Origin of the sequence: Streptomyces sp. RK9, from assembly GCF_045070545.1 — a bacterium.
GTDB classification, from domain to species: domain Bacteria; phylum Actinomycetota; class Actinomycetes; order Streptomycetales; family Streptomycetaceae; genus Streptomyces; species Streptomyces alboflavus.
This window is the reverse complement of record NZ_CP173703.1, coordinates 4,548,788-4,565,108: the sequence shown is the minus strand read 5'-3', so window position 1 is coordinate 4,565,108 and position 16,321 is coordinate 4,548,788. Positions and strand designations below refer to the sequence as shown.

16 protein-coding genes and 1 pseudogene are annotated in these 16,321 nt (G+C 73.2%); 12 read left to right on the top strand and 5 right to left on the bottom strand.

Features of this window, described 5'->3' with window-relative positions; genetic code table 11:
* The first annotated feature begins 42 nt into the window (after positions 1-42).
* The 5 genes and pseudogenes from AB6L24_RS18710 (at position 43) to AB6L24_RS18690 (ending at position 3,711) form a co-directional block, all read left to right on the top strand.
* Positions 43-428, top strand: a pseudogene (locus AB6L24_RS18710) (hypothetical protein).
* 103 nt (positions 429-531) lie between these two features.
* Positions 532-1,197 (top strand): HEAT repeat domain-containing protein, encoded by a 666-nt coding sequence (locus AB6L24_RS18705; protein WP_405656588.1) that lies wholly within the window; start codon positions 532-534, stop codon positions 1,195-1,197.
* A 13-nt stretch (positions 1,198-1,210) separates the two neighbouring features.
* Entirely contained in the window at positions 1,211-2,215 is a 1,005-nt protein-coding gene (locus AB6L24_RS18700; protein WP_405656587.1) for a MerR family transcriptional regulator, read from the top strand.
* A 144-nt stretch (positions 2,216-2,359) separates the two neighbouring features.
* Positions 2,360-3,268, top strand: coding sequence for a GlxA family transcriptional regulator (locus AB6L24_RS18695; RefSeq protein ID WP_405657222.1), 909 nt, complete (start codon positions 2,360-2,362; stop codon positions 3,266-3,268).
* A 44-nt stretch (positions 3,269-3,312) separates the two neighbouring features.
* The gene (locus AB6L24_RS18690) at positions 3,313-3,711 is read left to right on the top strand and encodes a GNAT family N-acetyltransferase (RefSeq protein ID WP_405656586.1); all 399 of its coding nucleotides are present in this window, start codon (positions 3,313-3,315) and stop codon (positions 3,709-3,711) included.
* A gap of 83 nt (positions 3,712-3,794) precedes the next feature.
* Here AB6L24_RS18690 and AB6L24_RS18685 read toward each other — a convergent pair whose 3' ends face one another.
* From AB6L24_RS18685 to AB6L24_RS18675, 3 genes are all read right to left on the bottom strand, one after another.
* Positions 3,795-4,463, bottom strand: a complete 669-nt coding sequence (locus tag AB6L24_RS18685) for a hypothetical protein (RefSeq protein WP_405656585.1) — start codon at positions 4,461-4,463, stop codon at positions 3,795-3,797.
* Entirely contained in the window at positions 4,460-5,158 is a 699-nt protein-coding gene (locus AB6L24_RS18680) for an RNA polymerase sigma factor (protein ID WP_405656584.1), read from the bottom strand. Before AB6L24_RS18680 ends, AB6L24_RS18685 begins: the two co-directional genes overlap by 4 nt.
* Before the next feature lie 123 nt (positions 5,159-5,281).
* Entirely contained in the window at positions 5,282-7,174 is a 1,893-nt protein-coding gene (locus AB6L24_RS18675; RefSeq protein WP_405656582.1) for a reprolysin-like metallopeptidase, read from the bottom strand.
* Positions 7,175-7,400: 226 nt separating this feature from the next.
* Here AB6L24_RS18675 and AB6L24_RS18670 point away from each other — a divergent pair, with 226 nt between their 5' ends.
* Both AB6L24_RS18670 and AB6L24_RS18665 read left to right on the top strand, forming a co-directional pair.
* A complete protein-coding gene (locus tag AB6L24_RS18670) occupies positions 7,401-8,438 on the top strand; it encodes a helix-turn-helix domain-containing protein (RefSeq protein WP_405656581.1) in 1,038 nt (345 codons plus the stop codon).
* A gap of 115 nt (positions 8,439-8,553) precedes the next feature.
* Positions 8,554-8,928, top strand: a complete 375-nt coding sequence (locus AB6L24_RS18665) for a peptidase inhibitor family I36 protein (RefSeq protein ID WP_405656579.1) — start codon at positions 8,554-8,556, stop codon at positions 8,926-8,928.
* A gap of 30 nt (positions 8,929-8,958) precedes the next feature.
* Here AB6L24_RS18665 and AB6L24_RS18660 read toward each other — a convergent pair whose 3' ends face one another.
* A complete protein-coding gene (locus tag AB6L24_RS18660; protein WP_405656578.1) occupies positions 8,959-10,155 on the bottom strand; it encodes a low temperature requirement protein A in 1,197 nt (398 codons plus the stop codon).
* A gap of 75 nt (positions 10,156-10,230) precedes the next feature.
* A complete protein-coding gene (locus AB6L24_RS18655) occupies positions 10,231-11,775 on the bottom strand; it encodes a carboxylesterase/lipase family protein (RefSeq protein ID WP_405656577.1) in 1,545 nt (514 codons plus the stop codon).
* A 343-nt stretch (positions 11,776-12,118) separates the two neighbouring features.
* Here AB6L24_RS18655 and AB6L24_RS18650 point away from each other — a divergent pair, with 343 nt between their 5' ends.
* The 5 genes from AB6L24_RS18650 to AB6L24_RS18630 all read left to right on the top strand — a co-directional run bounded on the left by AB6L24_RS18650 (position 12,119) and on the right by AB6L24_RS18630 (position 16,291).
* Positions 12,119-12,889: a GntR family transcriptional regulator gene (locus tag AB6L24_RS18650; protein WP_405656576.1), complete on the top strand. Its 771-nt coding sequence runs from the start codon at positions 12,119-12,121 to the stop codon at positions 12,887-12,889.
* An 81-nt stretch (positions 12,890-12,970) separates the two neighbouring features.
* Positions 12,971-13,198 carry a ferredoxin family protein gene (locus AB6L24_RS18645; RefSeq protein ID WP_405656575.1) on the top strand — a complete coding sequence of 76 codons (228 nt, stop codon included), beginning with the start codon at positions 12,971-12,973 and terminating at the stop codon, positions 13,196-13,198.
* A gap of 14 nt (positions 13,199-13,212) precedes the next feature.
* On the top strand, positions 13,213-14,577 hold the full coding sequence (locus AB6L24_RS18640) for an ABC transporter substrate-binding protein (RefSeq protein ID WP_405656573.1): 1,365 nt from the start codon (positions 13,213-13,215) through the stop codon (positions 14,575-14,577).
* Positions 14,574-15,452: an ABC transporter permease gene (locus AB6L24_RS18635; protein ID WP_405656572.1), complete on the top strand. Its 879-nt coding sequence runs from the start codon at positions 14,574-14,576 to the stop codon at positions 15,450-15,452. The genes AB6L24_RS18640 and AB6L24_RS18635 overlap by 4 nt, the downstream gene beginning before the upstream one ends.
* Positions 15,449-16,291: an ABC transporter ATP-binding protein gene (locus AB6L24_RS18630; RefSeq protein ID WP_405656571.1), complete on the top strand. Its 843-nt coding sequence runs from the start codon at positions 15,449-15,451 to the stop codon at positions 16,289-16,291. The genes AB6L24_RS18635 and AB6L24_RS18630 overlap by 4 nt, the downstream gene beginning before the upstream one ends.
* The last annotated feature ends 30 nt before the right edge of the window (positions 16,292-16,321 follow it).

The window sequence follows — 16,321 nt, the reverse complement described above, 5'->3', positions numbered from 1 at the left end:
CGTCGTAGGGTGAGTCCCGCCCGTGACGGACAGGAGGCCGCCGTGCCCGAGACGACGCCGACCGGAACGACGGTCGCCGAGGTCCTTGCCGAGCTGGCCGAGTTGGAGGACCCCAAGGCACGCGCGGTGAACGAGAAGCACGGCGACGACCACGGCGTGAACCTCAGCAAGCTGCGCGCCCTCGCCGAACGGCTCAAGACACAGCAGGACCTCGTGAACCACGCGGTGAAGAAGAGCCCGCACGCCGAGCAGCCGCGCCTGGCCCGGATCGGCATCGACCACGCCGGGCACCGCGCCCGCGCCCTCACCATCGGCGAGCGCCTGGAGGTGCTCAAGGACCACCCGACGCCCCGGGCTGCACGTCCCCGTACGCCCCCGTCTGGATCGCGGAACCGGTGCGCCGGCAGGACGGCAAGGACCAGGCGTGACCGGCCATCACGCACAGGCCCACCCGGGGCGCGCTTGACCTTGACACGGTGACAAGGTCTTCACTGCGGTCAAGGTCATCACTGCGCCAAGGAGGTGGTCCCGATGACCCTGCCAGTACAGGACACCGATGCGATGCGGGCCCTGCGAGGGCTGGAGGACGGCCATGCGTCCGTGCGGCTGCGGGCGGCCCTCGCGGTCGGCACGAGGCCCGACCCGCGTTTCCTCGACGCCCTCGTCGAACGGTGCGCGGTCGAGCCCGAGTTCTCCGTACGGGAGATGCTGACGTGGGCCCTCACGCGCCACGCGGCGTCGGCGACGGTCCCGGCGCTGCTCGTCGAACTCCGCTCGGAGCGCGCGCAGGCACGGAGCCAGGCGCTGCACACGCTGTCCAAGATCGGCGATCGGCGGGCGTGGCCGGACATCACGCGGGAGCTGCTGTCCGACCCCGACGACGAAGTGGCGCGCAGCGCCTGGCGGGCGGCGGTCGTGCTCGTGCCGGAAGGTGCGGAGCCGGAGCTGACGGCGGTGTTGGCGACGCAGTTGGGCCGCGGCGGGCGCGAGACGCGGCTCAGCCTCAGCCGGGCGCTCATCGCGCTCGGTGCGGCGGACTCGCCGCCCCTGCGCGCCGCCATGACGGACCCCGACCCGCGTGTGCGTGAGCACGCGATCGCCACGGAGCGGCTTTCGCGCGACCCGGACGCCGGGTTCGAGTCCGCGATCGAGGAGGCCAAGCGCGTCATGGTCATGGGCGCGGGCCAGGAGGAGTGAGGGGTGAGGCGCAGTGCTGATCGGTGAGGTGGCCCGGCGGTCCGGGGTCAGCGCCCGCATGCTCCGGCACTACGAGTCGCTGGGACTGCTGCGGCCGACAGGGCGTACCGGTGGCGGCTATCGGGAGTACGCCGACGAGGACATCCGGCGCATCTTCCACATCGAGAGCCTGCGGGCGCTGGGCCTCTCGCTGCGCGAGGTCGGGTCCGCGCTGGACGACCCCGGCTTCACGCCCTCCGCCCTCATCGCCGACCTCGTGCGCCAGACACGCGAACGCATCACCCGTGAGACGGCGCTGCTCACGCGGCTCCGCCGGATCGGTGCGGCGGAGCCCACGGGCTGGGAGGACGTCCTGCAGACCGTCGCGCTCCTCCAGGCGTTGGGGTCGGAGAGCGCGGACAGGCGTCAGCGCGCCGCCCTGTCCTCGGTCGACGAGGTCCCGGTGCCCGTGGAGGCGCTGGTCGAAGCGGTACTCGGCGAGGCGGACACGAACGTCGCCGGAGCCCTGCGCTGGGCGCTGGCGCAGTCGGGCGACGGCGGCGTGCCGCTCCTCGCGGAAGGACTCGGCTCACCGGTCGCCGAGGTGCGCAAGCGTGCCGTGCAGTCCCTCGCCGAGATCCCGTACGACGAGGCCACCGCGGTCCTGCGGGACGCCCTCGCGCACGCCGACCTCGTGGTCCGCAGGTGTGCGGCGCTGGCGCTCGGCGCCCGGGAAGTCGCCGACGCGGTCCCCACGCTCATCGACATGGTCGTCGAGGAGGCGAACGACGTCGACGCGGCCGAGGCCCTGAGCGCGCTGGCGAGCGGTCCCGCGTCGGCGGACCGGATCACGGACGGGCTGGTCGCGTTCCTGGCCGACGGCGCCGTCGACGCGTCCACGCGGCTCCGCCTGACCCAGGCGCTCGCGGAGATCCCGGGCGCCGCGGCGTCGCGTGCCCTCGCGGACCTGTCCCGGGACGAGGACCGGACCATCGCCCTCACCGCCGCGTACGTCCTCAAGCTGCGTGAGGCCTCCTAGCGTTACGCAGCCGGGGTGCTGGGCAAGCGGGCGCACACCGAGTGGCACATCTTCCACCGACCGCAGGATTCCTGCCGCCCGTGGCACACTGCTGCGGTGCCGCCCTTCCAGAGCATCGCCGCGTACGCCCCGCCCGGAGTCGGCATGCTCGCCGTCGGCGTCGTCTGCGAGGTGTTCGCGCCTCGCGGGTCGGGCTTCCCCCGTTTCGACTTCGCCCTGTGCGCCGACCGGCCGGGCCGGCTGGCGACGGACTCGAACGTGCCGCTCACCGTCGAGCACGGCCTGGACCGGTTCGCCTCCGCGGACCTGCTGATCGCCCTGCCGGGCACCGACTTCCGCACGCCTCCCCCGCCCGCCGTGCTCGACGCGCTGACGGCCGCGCACGCGCGCGGCGCCCTGGTGGCGGCCCACTGCGTCGGCGCGTTCGCGCTGGCGGCCGCCGGGCTCCTGGACGGCCGTCGGGCGACCACGCACTGGCGGTTCGCGGAACTCCTCGCCGGCCGGCACCCGGACGTCACGGTGGAACCCGACGCCCTCTACATCGACGAAGGGCACATCGTCACGGGCGCGGGAGCTGCCGCGGGCTTCGACATGTGCCTCCATCTGCTGCGCCGGGAGTACGGCGCGGCGACGGCCAACGCCATCGCCCGCGACATGGTGCTGCCGTCCCACCGCGACGGCGGGCAGGCCCAGTACCTGTCCGCACCCGTCCCCGAGGACGGCCACGACGAACGCCTCGCCGACGTCCTGGCCTGGGCCCGCGAACACCTCCACGAGCCGCTCCCCGTCGCCGACCTGGCCCGCCGCGCCATGATGAGCAAACGCTCCTTCGCCCGCCGCTTCACCGCCGCGACCGGCACCACCCCGCACGCCTGGCTCCGCAACCTCCGGCTGAGCAGCGCCGAGGAACTCCTGGAGACCACCGACCTCCCGGTCGAGGAGATCGCCCACCGCGTGGGCTACGGCAGCGCGGCCGTCCTGCGCGAACAGTTCGTCCGCCGCCGGGGAGTGCCGCCGCGGTCGTACCGGCGCTCCTTCACCAGCGCGCTGTAGTTCCCCTCGGCACGGTCCGCACGCCCCCGACCTACGATGCGCCCATGACGATCACGTACGAATGGCGCGGTGGTTTCGACAACGCGGACGTCAACGCGCTGCACGCCGAGGCCTTCGAGCACGCCGTGTTGCCCATCGACTGGTTGGCGCAGGTGCGGCGGCACAGTCTCGGGTGGGTCTGTGCCCGTCGGGGCGGGGTGCTTGTGGGGTTCGTCAACGTCGCCTGGGACGGGGGTGTGCACGCGTTCGTGCTCGACACGATGGTCGTCCGGGACCTGCGCCGGGCCGGTGTCGGGACCCGGCTCGTGGCGGTCGCGGCGCGCGAGGCCCGTGCGGCGCACTGTGAGTGGCTGCACGTCGATTTCGACGAGGATCTGCGCGGGTTCTACGTCGACGCGTGCGGCTTCAGGCCGACGGACGCGGGGCTCGTCGCGCTGCGTTGAGGCGTCCCCGGACCGCGCGTGCCGTGCGAGGAACGGACCGCTCCCGCCCGGTGCGGGACCGGGCGGGAGCGGGCGGCTGTCCGTCAGTTCTTGCCCCACGGGCTCGGGACCGGCTCGCAGGCTGCGGCCTTGCCCCGGATGCCGTAGAAGCTCGTGTAGCGCATGTCGTCGCCGGGGTGGAAGCCGGTGCCGCGCTCCATCACCATGGTGTCGCCCCGGTGGAAGACCAGTTGCCACACCTTGCCCTTCGGGCCGGGCCTGCCCGGGCGCTTCTGGGCCTGGTCGGGCTGCTTCTCGCCCGCCTGTCCGCCCGCGCTGTCGCCGTCGTCCCCCTGGGCGGGGTTCAGCAGGCTGAGGACGGTGTCGCTGATCATCTCGCCACGCGGCATGCGGCACGCCTTGCCCTGGGGCGTCTCGTCCACCGACACCCGGACCCCGGCCGCGCGCAGCTTGTCGGCCAGAGCCTCCTGCTCGCCGGTGTCGAGCGTCAGGTCCTTGACGGTGACGCGCACCGCACCGCCGGAGAGCCGGTCCACGGCGTACGCCGACGAACCCCCTTCCTCGCCCGGCACGACGATCGCCGTCACGGTCGCCGCCGCGCAGGCCACCAGGACCGCGCCGACCCGCACCGGCGTCACGATCCTGCGGCGCACCGGCACCACCACCGGCCGCGGTGCGGCCCCGTCGGCCTGGAGCCGTGCTTCGTGCTGCAGTTCCTCAAGGAGCCGGTCCTCGAATGTCCGGGTGCTCATGACTCTCCCCCCGCGTAGACGATGTTGGTGGTACGCGACTCGGCCTGCCGCGTGTGCTCGACGTGCCCCGTGCGTTCGTCCTGCCGTGTGCGCGCGACCGGCTCGCCGTGCCCGTCCTGCCCGAACTCCGGCCGCAATGCCGCGAGTTCACCCGCGCCGCGCAGCTTCCTGCGCGCACGGTGCAGCCGTACGCGCGCCGCGACCTGCGTGGTCCCCAGGGCCGCCGCGGCCTCGCCGACCGTCAGCTGGTCGACCGCGACGAGTTCGAGCACGGCCCGCTCGCTCTCGGGCAGGTCCGCGAGGAGTTCCAGGGCGCGTCGGCCGCCCTGCTCGGCGTCGAGCTTCTCCTCCAGGCGCGCGATGTCGTCGTCGTCGAGCAACCGCCGCCCCGCGATCCGCGCCCCGAGTCCGGCCTGCCGCGAACTGCGCCGGTACTCGGCGGAGACGACGTTGCGGCCTATGCCGAACAGCCACGCCGCCTCGCTCCCGAGCCCGGGACGGTACCGGTCCGCGGAGTCGATCACCGCGAGAAAGACATCGGCGGTCAGATCGGCGACGGTGTGCGGATCACTCACCCGCCGCGCCACGAACCGCGTGACGGCGTCCACATGCCGCCGGTAGAACGCCTCGAACACCTGAGGATCCCGCAACCCGCCTCCGGCCGGCCCGCCTCTGCTTCTGCTCTCCGTCCCCATCACTCTCCTCGTCGCCCTGATCGATCTCATCCCTCGTGCGTACGACTGTTCTTGGCCGGAGGGGGCACGGGCGTTACATCCCCGCGGGCGCGGGATCTCTCGGCAGCGCCGACGGCGGGCGCTTCAGTCGGTGTAAGTGAAGCCGATGGACGCCGTCATCGCGTTGCCGCGGGCGGTGGCGATCTTGACGGGTCCGGCGTCCGGGTACGCGGGCGCGGTGAACGTGACCCGGGCGTCGTCGACGACCCGTACGTCCGTGGCCGCGACCCCGCGGAAGCCGCCCGCGGTCGGGGTGCCCACGAGGATCTGGGTGGTGCCGGTGAGTCCGCCGCCGGTGAGGGTGACGGTGAAGCCGCCGTCGACGGAGCCGGTGTCGGGGCTGACGGCGGTGAGCGCGGCCGGGATCGGGCTGAGGGGCGCGGTGCTCCTGACGAACTTCACGGCCACGTAGTGGTTGCTGTCCATCGTCACGCTCAGGGACGCCGCACGGGTCGGCTGCACCTTGCCGTCGACGATCCACCGGTCGATCTTGTGGCCGGAGTCCGGCGTCGCGGTGATCGTGACCTGGTCACCGGCGGCGAACAGGCCGGTGGATGCGGTGGTGACGGTGCCGCCCGTGCCGTCCTGCGGCACCGCCGTGAGGGCGTGGCGCTTGGGGGCGGTGCTGTCGGCGGGCGTGCGGTAGTTGGCGAGCACCGGGCCCGTGAGGTTCATGACGCGGGTGGAGTCGGCGGGTTCCGGCGATCCGAGGGCCACGCCGCGCGGCTTCCCGTCGTGGTCCTGGCGGGGGTTGGAGAACCACATCTTGTTCTCGCACTTGTCCTCGCTGGCGCAGCTCATGTCGTAGCCCATGATGTCGACCCAGGTGCGGTCCGCGGGCAGGAAGCCGTGGTTGTCGGGGTAGTACGGGTTGTAGTTGCCCTCGCGGTAGTTGGCGGCCGACGGGTCGACGGGGTCGGTGACGTAGTCGTGGTTGAGGCCGAAGTTGTGGCCGATCTCGTGGGCGAGGTGGTGGGTGCCGAAGGTGTCGGCCTGCTGCGCCCCGAAGCCGGTGCCGTCCGTGCTGTACCGGGCGTTGTCGCCGGGGACGAGCCGGGGCAGGGAGGGCGTCATGCCGGTTCCGGCCGTGTACGTGCCGGCGCCGGGGGTGAACCTGGACAGGACGTGCACGAGGTCGGCGCCCTTGGCGTCCCGGGTGGCGCGGACACCGGTGGCCCACTCGTCGGCGTACTCCGGGTCGTCCGGATCAGCGAGCGCGCCCGTCATGCCGTCCAGGTCGGCGGTGCTCCCCGACCACTCCGGCGTCTCGAACGTGCCGAGCAGGTTGAGCCGGGCCTTGACCTGGCTGTCGGCGTACGCCTGATTGGTGCCCTCGACGGCCGCCTTGGCCTGGAGCACGAGGGCGTCCGCGCCGCCCTCGGTGTCCTTCGCGGTCGCGGGCGTGTAGCCGATGAGCACGTCGATGACCGGATCCGCGGGTTCGGCACGTCTGCTGGGTGGCGCCGCCGGCCGCACCGTCCGCTCCAGGCGCAGCCCGTCGCGTACGAGGGGTGTCTGGCGCGCGGTGTCGAACGACCGGATGCGGGACACCCCGGGCCGCACGGCTTCCAGCGCGTACCGCACCTGGCCGGCCGTGATCTCACCGGCGACCCGCGGCCTGCCCCCGGCGCAGGCGCCGTCGACCGCGAGCGTGACGGGCCGGTCGGGGTGTCCGGCGAGGTGCCCGCTCCACAGCAGGGTGCCCTCACGGTCGCGGGTCACCTTCTCGGCGTGGGCGGTGACGCTCCTGCCGTCGAACAGCGGGAGGGCCCGCCGGTCGGGAGCCGCGACCGTGCCGCGGCGGCACAGGGCGCCGAAGGCGTTCGCGGCCCAGGTGACCTCGCCCGAGCGGAGCTGGCCGGGGAGGCCGGGCGTCGGCGCGGCGGCGGGGCCGGGGGCCGCGGGGCTCGGGGCGGCGGTCAAGGTGGCGGTGAGGGCGGCGACGGCGCCGATGACGATGAACCTGACGGGGACCAAGGAAGTGCTCCTTCACATACACATGCGAACAACTCGGACATGAGTACGGTCTCCCGGAGTGGGTGGGGGCGCGGGAGGAGCGGGGCCGAATGGCCGCCCGAGCGGGGTGAAGGCAGGGCGGAAAGCGGCGGTACCGGAGACGTGGAGTGGGCCTTTACCGGTCGAGAATCGGGCCTCTGGGCGGAACCGTCTGGTTCCCGGTTCCCCGGTGGGGCAGCATCGCGGGATGTCCACTCTCGACGAGACGTCAGAGCAGCAGGGGGACGTGGCGGGACCGGTGCTGAAGGTGAGTACCGACAGCATCCCGGCACCTGACCGGTTCGACTGGTGGGTCGAGATGGTCGGCAACGAGGTCATGCCCGTGACCGTGCGCAGCGCGCACGCGGCCGTCTTCCAGGGCCGGGCGAACGCCGTCGAACTCCCCGACAGCCAGGTGGCGTTCTTCGGTTTCTCCCCGATGACGGCCCATCGCTCCGCGGTGCAGATCCGCCGCTCCGATCCCGAGGTGTACTACCTCGTCCTGGTGCACGGCACTCCGATCCGCCTCGAGCAGGAGCGTGGCGTGGTCTGTCTCGGGCCGGGCGACATGGCCTTGTTCTCCACCTCGCACCCCCTGGCGTGCGACTTTCCCGACCGCGGCCGGCAGATCCGGCTCACCCTGATGAGGCTGTCCCGGTCGCTGCTTCCGCTGGCGGGCGGCAAGGCGGACCGGTTGCTGGCCGAACCCCTGTCCACCCGGGCCGGTTCGGCGCGGCTCCTTGGCTCCTACCTCGCGGGGCTGCCCGACGCCGCCCGCGACGGCGGCCCGCAGGAGCGGGCCCGGCTCGGCCGCATCGGTGTGGACCTGGCGGCCGCCGTCCTGGCGGGGCGCCTCGGCGCGCAGGGCAGCCTCCCCGCCGAGAGCCGCACGTCGGTGCTCCTTGCCCGCGTCAACGCGTTCATCGACGACCACCTCGGCGACCCCGAGTTACGCCCTGCCGCCATCGCCGCCCACCACCACATCTCCGTACGGACCCTCCATCTCCTCTTCCGCGACGAGCCGGACACCGTGGCCGCCACGATCCGGCGCCGCCGCCTGGAGCGCTGCCACGCCGACCTGACCGATCCCCATCAGCGCCGCCGCACGATCACCGAGATCGCCGCCCGCTGGGGCTTCCTCCGCCCCGCCGACTTCAGCCGGGCGTTCCGCAAAGCCTATGGACTGCCTCCGAACGAGGTGCGGGCGCTTGCGCTGGATGCGAAGGACTCGTGCGCTGAACGCTGAGGACTCCCCGGCCGCGCCGGGCCACAGTGGGCCCAGGCGCGGAACATCCGTTCGCCGGAGCATCGCGACATCCGGATCCGCGCCCCAACTCGCAGTCGAGGAAGGGAAGTTTCCTGTGCGTGCGACTCGTTCACTGTTCGTCGCCTCCATGGCCCTGGCGGCCACGCTCGGCACCGTTCCACTCGCGTCGGCGTCCCCGGCCCCCGCCCCGGCGGCGTACAACTGCCCCGCCGCGTACTTCTGCATCTACAGCGGCTGGAACGGCACCGGCGAGCGCTGTATCTGGCTGAGTGCGCAGCGCGCCAACACGGCCGATGACTGCGGCTTCATCCAGCGGGGGGTGAACGTGTTGTCGGTGGCGAACAAGGCCACCCATCGGAAGCAGTACTACAAGGCCACGAACTACAACCAGCGTGTGGGCTCCACTCCGGCGAACGCGGAGGGAAACCTGATGGGCAACTACCAGATCCGTTCCTTCAGGCCGCAGTAGCCCTCGGCACCAGGGCCCCTCACACCCTCATCAGTGTGGGGGGCTCGCTGTCGTCCGCCGCCCCTCCAGAGCCAGCACCCCCGCCACCACCCCCGCCAGCATCACGAGCGCGACCAGCGCCGGAATCGTCGCGACCACCGCCCCCGCGCAGAGGCAGAGCGCGCCGCCGGCGATCAGCGGCACCGACCGTTGCCCGGCGGTGCGCAGCAAGATCGCCGCGGCGGCGGCCAGGAACACTCCCACGCCGCCGGGCAGCGCCCAGGCCACCACTCCGTACAACGGCTCGGACAGGTCGTAGTGCCCGGTGTCGGCGACCTGCTTGAGCACCTTCTTCATCCCCAGCGCGGTGAGCACGACCCCACCGACGAGCGGCAGATGCAGGAAGGTGTAGACGTCACGTGCGAAGCGGATCTGGTCGTCACCGTCCAAGGCCTCGAGCCGATGCTCGGCCGCGGCGCTCACCCGCCCGAAGTAGACCCGCCACAGCCCCGCCACCACGAGCAGGCCCACCGCGGCCGCTCCCAGTACGGGCCAGGTCAGGGTGAACCCGGACACGCCCACGCCGATGGCGACGATCGACTCACCGAGGGCGATGATGACGATCAGGCCGTGCCGTTCGGAGAAGTGCCCGGGTGAGGCCACGCGCCAGCCGGAGCCGCCGACGAGGTAGATCCCGAAGTAGTCGACCGCGACGGCGCCGAGCCAGAGCAGCACCTGCGTCAGGCCGCTGAAGGCGCTGCCGGCCAGGAGCAGGACGAACGGCGGCGCCACGGACAGCAGCGCGGTCCGCCGCAAGGTGGCCCGGAGCACCGCGTCGTCCGGGGCGGACATCCAGTACGTGACGAGATGCAGCACCCGCACGGCCCCGTAGCACAGGACGAAGACGAGCGGCACCGGCAGCCCGCCGGCGGCGTCGGTGTACACCTCGGGCACGGTCAGCGAGACGACCATGACCACGGCCATGACCGCGACGAGCACCCCGAACACCGCCCCGGAGTCGGCTCGCACCACGTTCCCCAGCCAGGCGAAACAGCACCAGCACCACCACAGCAACGCGAGCACGACGCCCGCGCCGAGCAGCCGCAGCGGGGTCGGGTCGGCCGCCATAAGCGCGGTGACCTGTGTGATGGCGTACACGAAGACCAGGTCGAAGAACAGCTCTGCGGGTGTGACGCGATGCCCGTCCTCCGTCGGAACTATCCGCGCACGCTCACCACTTGTGGCCACGACTCCCCCTCCTGACCGGACCCGCCGCCCGGTCGAACCCGGCGGAACAATACCCAGTGCCGCGCAGCCTGGCTCTCACCGGCCGAGCAGTGGCAGGGCCGCGAAGGGATGGTCCTGCCACAGCAGGCGGGAGGTTCTCTCCGGGTCGGGGGCGACGGCCGGGTGGGTGTCGAAGAGCCGGGTGAGGCGGCGCTCGCTGTCGTACGCGGGCCAGCCCGGGTCGCCGTGGGCGGCGAACGCCGTCCAGGCGGCTCGGAGTTGCGCCGAGACCGGCTCGGCCTCCGGGGTGGGCCCTTCACCGAGGAGGGCGGCGGTCTGACCGCGGGTCAGGTTGCCGAAGACGAGCGGCACGTCGAGGCCGTGGCAGGCACCGAGTGCGCCGCCCATGCCCGGCGCGGACCAGGTCAGTTCGTAGACGTGCGCGCGGCCACCGGCCCGGATGTGGGCCTCGGCGAGGTGGAGCGACGGCATGCGGAACAGCCAGTCTGCGTGGACGCGTTCGTACAGTTCGTCCGGGCCCGCGTCGGGGAGCGCGTCGCGGTAGCGCCGGGGGCCGTCGGGGCCGGGGGCGAAGATCCGCAGGGCGGTCTCGGCCTGCTCCTCGGTGATCTGGCCGAGCGTGCCGTCGATCGCGCCGAACAGCCGGTGTTCGTCGCGCGTGTGACCGGCGATCAGCTCGATGTCCCGGGCGGCGCCCTCGGCCAGCGCCTGCCAGGGCGTGGCGGGCAGGACGTCGCCGTCGACGACGGGCGCGAACGGGATCGTGCGGTGTGCGGGACGGCCCCAGCGCCCCGCCCACTGGGCGATCTTCGCGGTGACGGCGTCGCCGGTGGCGGCCAGCCGGGCCGGGTCCACGGTGGCCAGGTCCGCCGCCGTGGTCCGGAGGGCCACCTCGGCGGCGCAGGCGGCCGTCACGTCGGCGGCGAGTTCCGGCGAGAAGCAGGTGCCCTGGACGCTCTGCGCGACGGCCCGGTGGAACAGCCCCCTCGCCCGGTCCATCGCCAGCAGCGCGGCGACCGAGCCGCCGCCCGCCGACTGCCCGAAGACGGTGACCCGGTCCGGGTCCCCGCCGAACGCGCGGATGTTGTCGCGCACCCACTCCAGCGCGGCGACCTGGTCGAGCAGGCCCCGGTTGGCCGGCGCCCCCTCGATCTGCGCGAAGCCCTCGACGCCGACCCGGTAGTTGAACGTCACGACCACGACGCCGCCCTCACGCGCGAGGCGGCCGCCGTCGTACTCGGGCAGCCCGGACATGCCGATCACATAGGCGCCGCCCTGGATCCACACCATCACCGGCAGCCCCGCGCCCGCGCCCGGGTCGGGCGACCAGACGTTCACCGTCAGCCAGTCGTCCCCGGGAGAATCCTGCGCGAGCCCGTCCATCCCGAACACCCCGGCCTGGGGCGGCGGCGGCCCGTAGGCGAGGGCCGGCCGCTCCCCGTCCCACCCGCGCGCCGGCCGGGGCGCGGCGAACCGCAGCTCCCCGACGGGCGGTTCGGCGAACGGGATGCCCCGGAACACCGCCACGCCCTCCTCGCTGCCGCCGCGCACCGCCCCGGCCTCCGTGCGGACCAGCGGAGCGGAGGGGGACCCGGACGACGGGGACGCGGCAACGGACATCACAGCCACCTCTCGGAAGGAAGCGAGTCGGGCAGGCAAGCCGAGCAAGCGAGTCGGGCAAGCGAGTCGGGAAATGAGGGGGAGGAACTCCGCATACCTCGCGGATCGCCTCACTCGATGCCTCGCGGATCGTCCCACTCGGCTGCCGACGGGCGCGAACGATTTAGGGGCCTCCTCAGCCGGGCCCGCCCGGGCCCCACCTGTCCACGTCGTGGGCACCGAAGTGGCGGATCTTCACCCTCGGTCGCCGATGTCCCAGGTCAGCGCGGCGCTCCAGGGGTTTCCAGGTGGCGCAATGCTGCCGCAACACCACCGTCGCGGGTGCGCCGGTACGTTTCCTGCCATGCCAGCCGAACGCATCCCCGCCTCGCTCCCCGTCGCCGCCGCGCGGCGCCGGCGGCTGCGTGCGGACCAGGCCCGGCAACTCGCCGACCTGCTGCGCCACCAGATCCTGACGGGCGGGTTCCCCCGCGGCGTGCTGCCCCTGGAGGACGTCATCGCCGCCGACTACCGGGCCAGCCGCAACACCGTCCGGCAGGCCCTGGACCTGCTGCGCGGCGAGCAGCTCGTCGACCGGAAGGCCGGTGTCGGCACCGTCGTGGTCTGCGAGAAGTTCCCGCACGGCCTCGACCGGCTGCAGGGCCTCGCCGAGACCCTGCACGAGCACGGCCGGGTCACCAACGAGGTCCGCACGGTCGGCCCCGTCAGCGCCCCCGGCCCGGTGGCGCACCGGCTCGGCCTGCCCGACCACACCGACGTGCTCTGTATCGAGCGGCTGCGGCACCTGAACGGTCTTCCGCTCTCCCTGGACCTCTCCTATCTGCCCATGGACGTGGGCGGTGAACTGCTCGGCTGCGACCTGGAGAACACGGACGTGTTCCGGCTCCTGGAGGCGCTGACCGGCGGGCCCCTCGGCCATGCCGAGATCACCCTCGAGGCCGTGAACGCCGACGCGCACTCCGCCGCCGTTCTCCAGGCCCCGCGCGGAAGTGCCGTGCTGATGCTGGAGCGGCTGACCCATCTGCCCGACGGGCGCCCGGTGGACCTGGAGTTCATCCGCTTCCGCGGCGACCGCATCACCATGAGCGGCGTCCTGCGCCGCCACTCCGTCTGACCCGAAGTCCTCTCCTCCGACCCGGAGTCTTCCCCTCCTCCGCCCGTACGTCCCCCGTACACGCCCTCCCTGGAGACAGCCATGCCTGTTGTCCCGCAGCGCGCCGACGTGCCCGTGACCATCGACGAGTCCCGCTGCATCGACGGCTGCACGCTCTGCGTCGACATGTGTCCGCTCGACTCGCTCGCGATCCGTGCGGACGACGGCAAGGCCTACATGCACGTCGACGAGTGCTGGTACTGCGGCCCCTGCGCGGCCCGGTGTCCCACCGGCGCGGTGACCGTCAACATGCCCTACCTGCTCCGGTGAAAGGCCCCGCCTCCATGACTCGCACGCTCCCCGCCCGACAACACACCCTCGCCCTGGCCCTGCCGATCGCCCTCCTGCTGCCCCTGGCCACCGCATGCGGCGGCGCGGCCGGTGCCGACGACTCCGACGCCGTCACGGTGACCGTCGGCTACCAGTCGAAGACGATCAACACCGTGACCGCGGGCACCCTGCTGCGCTCCCTCGGCTACTTCGAGGAGGAGCTCGCCGCCCGCGGCAAGAGGGACGGCAAGACGTACAAGGTGAAGTGGCAGGACTACGCGACGGGCGCGCCGATCACCGCGCAGATGACCGCGGGGAAGATCGACATCGGGTCGATGGGCGACTTCCCGCTGCTCATCAACGCGGCCCGCGGCAAGCAGCTAGGGCAACCGACCCGGCTCGTCTCAGTGACCGGCTACAACCTGCGCGGCGGCCTCAACACCGTGGTCACCAGGCCCGATTCGGCGCTGCGCACGCTGGCCGACCTGCGTGGCAAGAAGGTGTCGACCAGCGTCGGCTCCGCCGCCGACGGCACCCTGGTGCGGGCCCTGAAGAAGGCCGGGATCGATCCGGTCGACGACGTCAGGAAACTCAATCAGCAGCCCAGTGTCGGCGCGTCCGCCCTCTCCGGGGGCAGCGTCGACGCGCTGTCCCAATTCGTGGCCTGGCCCGGCCAGTTGGTCCACGCGGGCAAGGCGAGGGTCCTGTACGACGGGGCCGACCTGAACCTGCCGACATTCCACGGCGTCACCGTCCGGGAGAAGTTCGCCGAGGAGCGCCCCGGAGTCCTCGACGCCTTCCTCCAGGCGCAGCGGCGCGCCACCGACCACCTGCGCAAGCGGCCGGTCGCCGCCGCCGAGGCGGTGGCAGAGGAGACGGGGCTGCCCGCCGAAGCGGTCTATCTCTACAACGGCGCCCACGGCATCGCCACCTTCGACCCGGCGCTGCGCCCGGAGTTGATCGGCGCGCTCAAGAAGGACGTGCCGATCCTCAAGGCGGCCAAGCTGGTGGGCGACGTCGATGTGGACGCCTTCGTCGATCCGGCGCCGCTGGAGCGGGCCGTGCGGGCGCCCTCGTACCCGAAGGCGGGCGCTGCCCGCTCCGAGCTGTGGCTGAAGGGGCGCGACACCACCCGTGCGTTCGACAGCCCCAAGGAGCTTCTGAAGGCGGTCGCGGCGGCGAAGGGCGGCCAGGTGCGGGCTGCGTACGTACCGGACGCGCTGACCGGCACGCTGTGGTTCGCCGACAAGGCCGTGTGGGTCGCGGACGGCTCTGACCTGCGCGCCTTCGTCACCCGGAGCCATGCGGCGACGTACGTCGAGCGACACGCCGGGGCCCGGGTCGTCAGCTACGCGGACGCACTGGGGCGCGCATCATGAGCGCGGGCCGCCGGCTGGTCCGGGTGGCCTCGCTCGCCGCGGCGCTCGGCCTGTGGCAGCTCCTGACCGCCCAGGACGTCGAACTGTGGCTGCGGTTCGGGCAGTTCCCCACGGTCGGCGAGGTGGCGTCCGCGTTCGGCGACCGGCTCGGGACCGCCCCGTACTGGCAGGACCTCGGCCACAGCCTGCGCCGCATCGTGATCGGCTTCGTGCTCGCCGCGGTCCTCGGTGTCGCGGCGGGCACGGCCATCGCCCGGTCGCGGTGGGCGGCCGACCTCCTTGGCCCGCTGGTGGAGGTGGCCCGGCCGGTCCCGGCGATCGCCCTGGTGCCGGTCGCGATCCTGCTGCTTCCCACCAACGAGCAGGGCATCGTGTTCATCACCTGCGCCGCGGCGTTCTTCCCGGTCCTGGTGTCGACGCGGCACGCGGTGCGCGCGCTCACGCCGGTGTGGGAGGAGGCCGTGCTCACCCTGGGCGGCGGGCGGCTCCGGGTGCTGTTCTCGGTGGTGCTGCCGGGCGCCCTTCCAGGCATCTTCGGCGGGCTCTCGGTGGGGATCGGCGTCGGGTGGATCTGTGTGATCTCCGCGGAGATGATCTCCGGTGAGTACGGCGTCGGCTATCGCACGTGGCAGGACTACACGGTCGTCGACTATCCGGGGGTCTTCGTCGGCATGGCCACCATCGGCGCCCTCGGCTGGCTGACCTCGACCGCGGTGGAGTTCCTCGGCCGGCGCGCCACCGCCTGGCTGCCGCGTCCGCCCGAGCGGGCACCCTCACGCGCCGCGCGCCGGGCCGTCCGCGCGGCCACACCCCCGGCCACCCCCGCCCCGGCTCCCCTGCCCGCTCCCGCCCGCGACAAGGAGCCCGTCTCATGAGCCCCGCACGTTCCGTGGTCCCCGCACATTCCGTGAGCCCTGCACAGGCAACGAGCCCCGCACCTTCCGTGATCCCCGCATCGTCCGTGAACCCCGCCGCGAGCACCGCTCCCGCCCGCCACGGCGCCGAGCTGGCCCTGGACCACGTACGGCTCGGCCACCGCGAGGGCCAGGCGCTCCCCGGCACCGTGCGGCTGCGCGTCGCCCCCGGCGAACTCGTCGCCGTGCTCGGCCCGTCCGGCTGCGGCAAGTCCACGCTCCTGCGCACCCTCGCCGGGCTGCTGCCCCCGCTCGCCGGGCAGGTCACCCAGGACGGGGTGCCGGTCGGCGGGCCCGCGGCCGACCGGGCGCTCGTCTTCCAGGAGGACGCCCTGCTCCCGTGGCGGAGCGTGCGCGCCAACGTCGAACTCCCCCTGGCGATCCGCCGGGTGGCCAGGGCCGAGCGGCGGCGCACCGCCGAGGACTGGCTGGAGCGGGTCGGCCTCGCCGGGCACGCCCGCAAGCTGCCCCGGCAGCTGTCCGGCGGGCAGCGGCAGCGTGTCCAGCTGGCCCGGGCGCTGGCGGGGCGGCCCCGTGCGGTGCTGATGGACGAGCCGTTCGGCGCACTCGACCCGCGCACCCGCGCCGGGATGCAGGACCTGCTCGTGGACATCCTGCGCGGCACCGGCGCGACCGTCGTCTTCGTCACCCACGACGTCGACGAGGCCCTGTACCTCGGCGACCGGATCGCGCTGCTCGCGTCCGGCGAGGTCCTGGACGTCCCGCATCCCCGGCAGCGGGACGCGCGCAACGCGCCCGCCACGACCGGCCTGCGCCGCCGCGTCCTCTCTTCCCTCTGACCACCCGCATCCCCCGTGAAAGGCGCGCCC